This is a genomic window from Erythrobacter sp. HI0063 (genome assembly GCF_001635685.1).
Lineage (GTDB): Bacteria > Pseudomonadota > Alphaproteobacteria > Sphingomonadales > Sphingomonadaceae > Qipengyuania.
The window spans coordinates 1-5,095 of the sequence record NZ_LWFF01000012.1 but is presented as its reverse complement, the minus strand read 5'-3'; the positions used below and the strand labels follow the sequence as shown (position 1 = coordinate 5,095).

The following is a 5,095-nucleotide window of genomic DNA, read 5'->3' as shown; positions in this document are numbered from 1 at the left end:
GCGCTCGCACTGACCGGCTTCGCGCGACATGCGTGTCATCGCACGCGCAAAATTTTCCCGCAGGAGCTGCATGCTTCGGGGATTGTCGAGATCGGTGCGCAGGGCCTCGGCTACCTCCCACTCGTTCGGGCCGACGCGCGTCATCGGGCGATAGCTTGACATGACATGGGCATGCCAATTGCGAGGATCCCCATCGGGATCGGGCGCATGCAGGGCGATTGCGTATGGTAGCCCATGCTTCCCGAAACACTCTTCGGCCCATTCGCGCGTAGTCTGAAACTGCTGCTCATTCGACCAGCGGTAGTCGAGCGCCAGCACGGTGTGGAATATGACCTTGGCGTTCCTCTGCGCCGATCGATTGATCTGCTCGAGGTGATCGAAGCCGCATAAAGCTTCCTCAACGCTCAAGCCGAGATTGCTCTCGAACATCGGCCGCCCGACATCGTCCATCGCGGACCCGGCGAAAATGTACTTGCCGACGCGCATGGCTACGCCCGGCTTCGATGTTTTGGCGCCGTAGTATTCCACGCGCATGAATACGCCGCGCCGCTTCTGGCTATCGAGAACGACTGCGTTGTAACGCGGCAGCGCGACCTGCCGAAACGGCCACCGCGATATGATCTTGACCTTTGGCTGATGCTGAATCTTCTCGATCTCGGGCTCGACGGTCTTGATCCGCCGGCGAAAGAACGCAGCGATACTCCGGTCAGCTGCGCGTTCCTGCTTGCGGAGGCGCCGTATTGCGAGCGCTGTCTCGCGGTCGCCAGCCTTCATCGCGCGGTCGAGCTCTGCATCGGCCAGCTTCAATGTCCGGCGTGCAGCAGCGGCGAGCTTCTTCTTAGAGAACGAAGACGCCGTTGCGACGGAGAGCTTTCGTGGAATGCCGAAGTCATCGACGAAGACCGCCGCGACATAGCGATGTTCCTTTGAAGTGCGGGGTGTTCGAAGCGAAGTGGGGGATGATTTTGTTTTCGGCATAGCTGAAACATTTATTGCGCCAAACTCACACCCCCCACTTTAACTTCCAAATTTGTGCCGCAAAATCCTGACTTGCTGAGTAAGTCAGGATTCCTTCCCACTCCTGTTCAGGGGAAAGAGGTCTTCGAAAGGAGACCAATCATGAATTCGCAAATTTACGAAAGCGGCGACGAACCGGAAAAAAAGAAGACGGACAGCGATTTCGAAGCACGGCTCGACGAGTTTGATCGGGTCATGCGCCAGACTGCGGAACGTCAGCGAGCCCTGGCAGAGCCGGTCCACAAGACGGTGGTGGCAGCGCCTACCGCCATGCATCACAAGATCACGCTGGGTGCGGTGATGGTGGCAGCAGGCTTTCAGGCAGCCGACGCTGATGCCTTTGCAGGTCTGCTCAGCTCTCCGGCATCGAGGTTACATAACGCTCTCGCCGCCGGCGCCCTTAGCTATGCCGGTAAAACTGCCGGACAAGCCTTGGCAGATATCCTCGACCGCAATGCGCGCGAACTCGAGGCTCGGGGCCTTTATGCCGCGTGGGAGCGCCGCTTCACCCTTTATGCGGAAGATTGCGCCGAATGGCTGAAGCGCGACATGGAGTTTCGTCTCGAAGGCGCATGGCGCGCACTCGAGATGACCGCAGATCAAAGGTGGCTGGTGCGTTTGACATGCCGCGTCCTTCGCCTGCCGATGCCCGGACATCTCCTACGCGGCCAAGCCGCCGACTGGCTGGAAGCGCAGGGCGCCAATCTGAATTACGAGAACTTCCTTTGAGTGGCTTCCGATGGACCGATGCAACCGGTACGACGGTGGAGCTCGATGAACCGCACGCGATCCAAGCCGAAGCGGCGGAGCTCACGATGAGAGTCGATCGGCTCTTTCGGGAAGTCGATTTGCTAACCGGCGAGGCAAAGGCGCAGAAGCGGCGCGAGATACGCAAAGCGATGGAGCGTCTCGATCACTTAAGAGCAGATGCGGAGCGATGGAACAGCTACGTTGAGATGGAGACCCGTGAACGGGCTAAAGTCCTCGCTAACCATATTCGCGTGATCAACGAAAACGCGAACACCCTCCGCCTCGTGGTGGGTTTGCATGACGAATTTGAGCTGGTCAGCGCGAAGGATCGCGACCGTCTTGCAGGTGCGCCCAACCTCACCCAACAGCGAGCGGCGGCGCTCGTGACGGCAATCGAAGCCAAGGACCTCGGTCCTAGTTTCGCGTCAGCGTTCGAGCATCTTCAACGAGATCCGCTCTTCTATCGCCCGGAGAGCGACGAGGGCGGCTGGTTTGAATGGGTTGATAGCGAAGGGATGCTTTGCCGTTTGGCATCTCCACTCGCGATAGAACGCGAGATCATTGCCATCATCGGCAAGCTGTTCAGCATGATCCCGAAGCTGGAAGCGATTCTGCCCCATTTCGAGACAGTCGAGATTATTAGCTCTGTCGACCTACTCATAAAAAGGGTCGAAATCCTAGAAGTCGATCTTGGACGCTTTCATCAAGAAAGCATAATGCGGGACGACAAAGAATGGGAATGCGCAAAAAGAGAATGGCAGGATGCGAGGTAAAGCCTGCATCTAGATTAGCTACTTCGCGAGATGGTCTCGATCCTCTCTTACCTGGTTTGCCGGGCTGGGACGAGAAGCAATCACGATTCTTCGAAATCGTGACTTTAGCTATGCCTGGTCTTGAGGAAAGCGCCGCGCGGATCGCTCGTGCCTTTCCGGTCGGAGAGACCTCAGCTTGCGCCATAGCTCTCTCTTCCGCGACGACCGGAGCAGGATTTGAGCGATGGCCGGGGATGCGTGACGAGATCGCCACCGGACATCCTGTCGCCGTGGCGCTTTCAAAGGCAACAGAAGACGAGCGCTATCCGGTGGCGTGTGACGATACCGTGCGAGCTTTGTCGGCGGTCGCGGGGTTTCAAGTTAGCGGACAAGTCTGCTCGATAGACGGTGTGACGGTCCCTGCCGGACGATCTCAGCTGAAATTCTTGGTCCACGCACGCTGGCGTGCGCTGTTCCACCCGATGGCTAGAGTTCAAGAGATTTACGCCGGAAATCCAGTCTATGACCGGGTAATGACGACCGACCATATCCAGCGCCAGCTTTGGGGGTTCGGCGTTTTCGAATTCGTCGGCTACTTGGACGCGATCCTGTCGAAGTCGCCTGAACTGTTCGTCGCATTATGGCTTCGGCGCTGGGAAGATCTCGATCGTCTGACTTCGCAAGCAGGATCGCAGGGTGGACCATGCCTCAGCGAAATCTTCGGCACACCAGTTCTATTGACTCTTAAAACAGGAGATCGGGATTCCTTCCTCGCGCCATGGGCTATCATGAGTGAGATCGAGCGGATTGTGGAAATCGCAAACCAGATGAGGGCACGCAGAGGCATTACATCGGCCGCCGTTCGTGCACGCGTAGCTGCCTACAGGACAATCGACGACTTGATGGCTGATGAAAGTGAAATCGGAAAACATATCCGAGGTCTGCTGCTAAGCTCGCGGTTCGTCCATCATACCATGAATGGCTCGAACCAGGCCTTTGCCGACACAGACCTGCTAGCGCGCTTGAAAAGTAGCGTGGCATGTTCCGACGCCCTGCAGAAGTCCTTCCGCCGAGTGGAATGCCCGAATGGTGAGGCTCCCGCCCTGCTCATGAATGGGCTTGATCTAGCCCATTTTATGCCTGCCTCCCTTCACCAGATTTGGTTGGGATTAGCTGACCAAACCGGTCCTCAAGACTGTCGGCAGATCCTTCGTGACACCGTCAAACGGATCAAGCGAGAGATGTGGCTGTCTATCGTCATCTTAGCGAACATTTGCCCGCCGACTGCCCAGTCATTGACTGCGAAGTTGATGAGAAAGGTCCCTGTTCAACTAGCTGCTGGTGAAAAGAGGAAGTATGTGAAGATCGTGCGGAATGAGCCAGGATGGCTCATCGTTTATCCTACAGCAATGATTTTGACCGATGGTGCCTACGATGCAGATCGCCATGATGGCCCTGCAATTATGGCTTTCGTAAAAGCAAAATTTGTCAAGCAAGCGGAGCGTATCGAGGATCTTCTTTTAACGCTTCCCGATTCCTTCAAGAATATTCTGAAGAAAAACGTCACTTCTGCCATCGACAGCGCCTCACGTATCGGGAAGCCAGGCTGGACTCGTGGAGCCTACCATCGAGCATGGTTCGAGCCAGAAGCAGAAGTCGAATTTCTACGCAAATGCTCGAATTTCATTCTCTACGACGAAAAGTTGGATAACGTCGCAAAGGGGTTCGATTATCTATCAGGACCTGCCGCGCAACGCTCAAGCGGGAAATTCGTCCCGCAGCCAAAACGGCGACTGCCCCTTGCCCATCCATTGGAGAACGTTCAGCAAATATTTCGGCGGCAGTTTCACGATCTGCAGATCCCGGAAATCATACCGAGCGCAGAGGTTCAGCAGCAGGCGGATCGCAAATTTGCGATTTTGCAGCAGGCGGCAAGAAGGTTTGCGGCTTGGTCGCCAACGAATTTCGATCCGGGGTTAGCCGAAAGGATCGGCTCGCTTCCGGCAGGAGGAAAGGGGAAGCCGAAGTTTGCTTGGGCTCTTTCAAAAAGCGAGATCAGTCACAGCAAAGATTGGTCATGGCAAAGGGATTGGGATTCTTGTGGGCGTATTTAGCGGCTAAGTGCGCAGATTTGCCTCCGGAGTTCTATGGCCGAAGATGGGCCGTTAGCTGCCTGTCTGCTTCTGGCGTAGGGCAGCCGGAAAGCCGCCATTCCGATTCCGACCAGTTTACGGGCGGTCAGTAGCGAGTTTCATCTGACATCAGAGTTAGTCCATCGTTGAACCGACCCGTCGTTCCAAGCAAGCTAGGTTTCGTGGACAAAGCTTGACTGTGGACTCGGACCTTGATTCAAGGCTGGCTTTTGGAGGCAGCCTTGGGCGAGCGGATTGGCGTTACGGACGAAGAGTGGGAAGTGATCGGGCCGCTGCTGCCACCTGAGCGGGGTCGTGGCTGCCGTCCGGCGCAGGACAACCGCCCCTATTTCGAAGGCATGATGTGGATCGCGCGGACCGGAGCGCAGTGGCGTCACCTGCCGGATGAGTATGGCAAGTGGAACAGCGTTTTCCGGCGCTATC

5 protein-coding genes are annotated in these 5,095 nt (G+C 56.6%); 4 read left to right on the top strand and 1 reads right to left on the bottom strand.

Annotation, left to right across the window (positions count from 1 at the left end):
- Nucleotides 1-978: MobA/MobL family protein (locus tag A3736_RS17755; RefSeq protein ID WP_156501903.1), on the bottom strand; the 978-nt coding region annotated here is incomplete at its 3' end.
- A gap of 54 nt (nucleotides 979-1,032) precedes the next feature.
- Between A3736_RS17755 and A3736_RS00905 the strand changes: the two genes are divergently transcribed.
- From A3736_RS00905 to A3736_RS00890, 4 genes are all read left to right on the top strand, one after another.
- Nucleotides 1,033-1,746 carry a hypothetical protein gene (locus A3736_RS00905; protein ID WP_156501902.1) on the top strand — a complete coding sequence of 238 codons (714 nt, stop codon included), beginning with the start codon at nucleotides 1,033-1,035 and terminating at the stop codon, nucleotides 1,744-1,746.
- A gap of 35 nt (nucleotides 1,747-1,781) precedes the next feature.
- The gene (locus A3736_RS00900; RefSeq protein WP_156501901.1) at nucleotides 1,782-2,540 is read left to right on the top strand and encodes a hypothetical protein; all 759 of its coding nucleotides are present in this window, start codon (nucleotides 1,782-1,784) and stop codon (nucleotides 2,538-2,540) included.
- Nucleotides 2,507-4,633, top strand: a complete 2,127-nt coding sequence (locus A3736_RS00895; RefSeq protein ID WP_233999139.1) for a hypothetical protein — start codon at nucleotides 2,507-2,509, stop codon at nucleotides 4,631-4,633. Before A3736_RS00900 ends, A3736_RS00895 begins: the two co-directional genes overlap by 34 nt.
- Before the next feature lie 260 nt (nucleotides 4,634-4,893).
- Nucleotides 4,894-5,095 (top strand): transposase (locus tag A3736_RS00890; protein WP_197465435.1); only part of this gene is annotated, 202 nt, incomplete at its 3' end.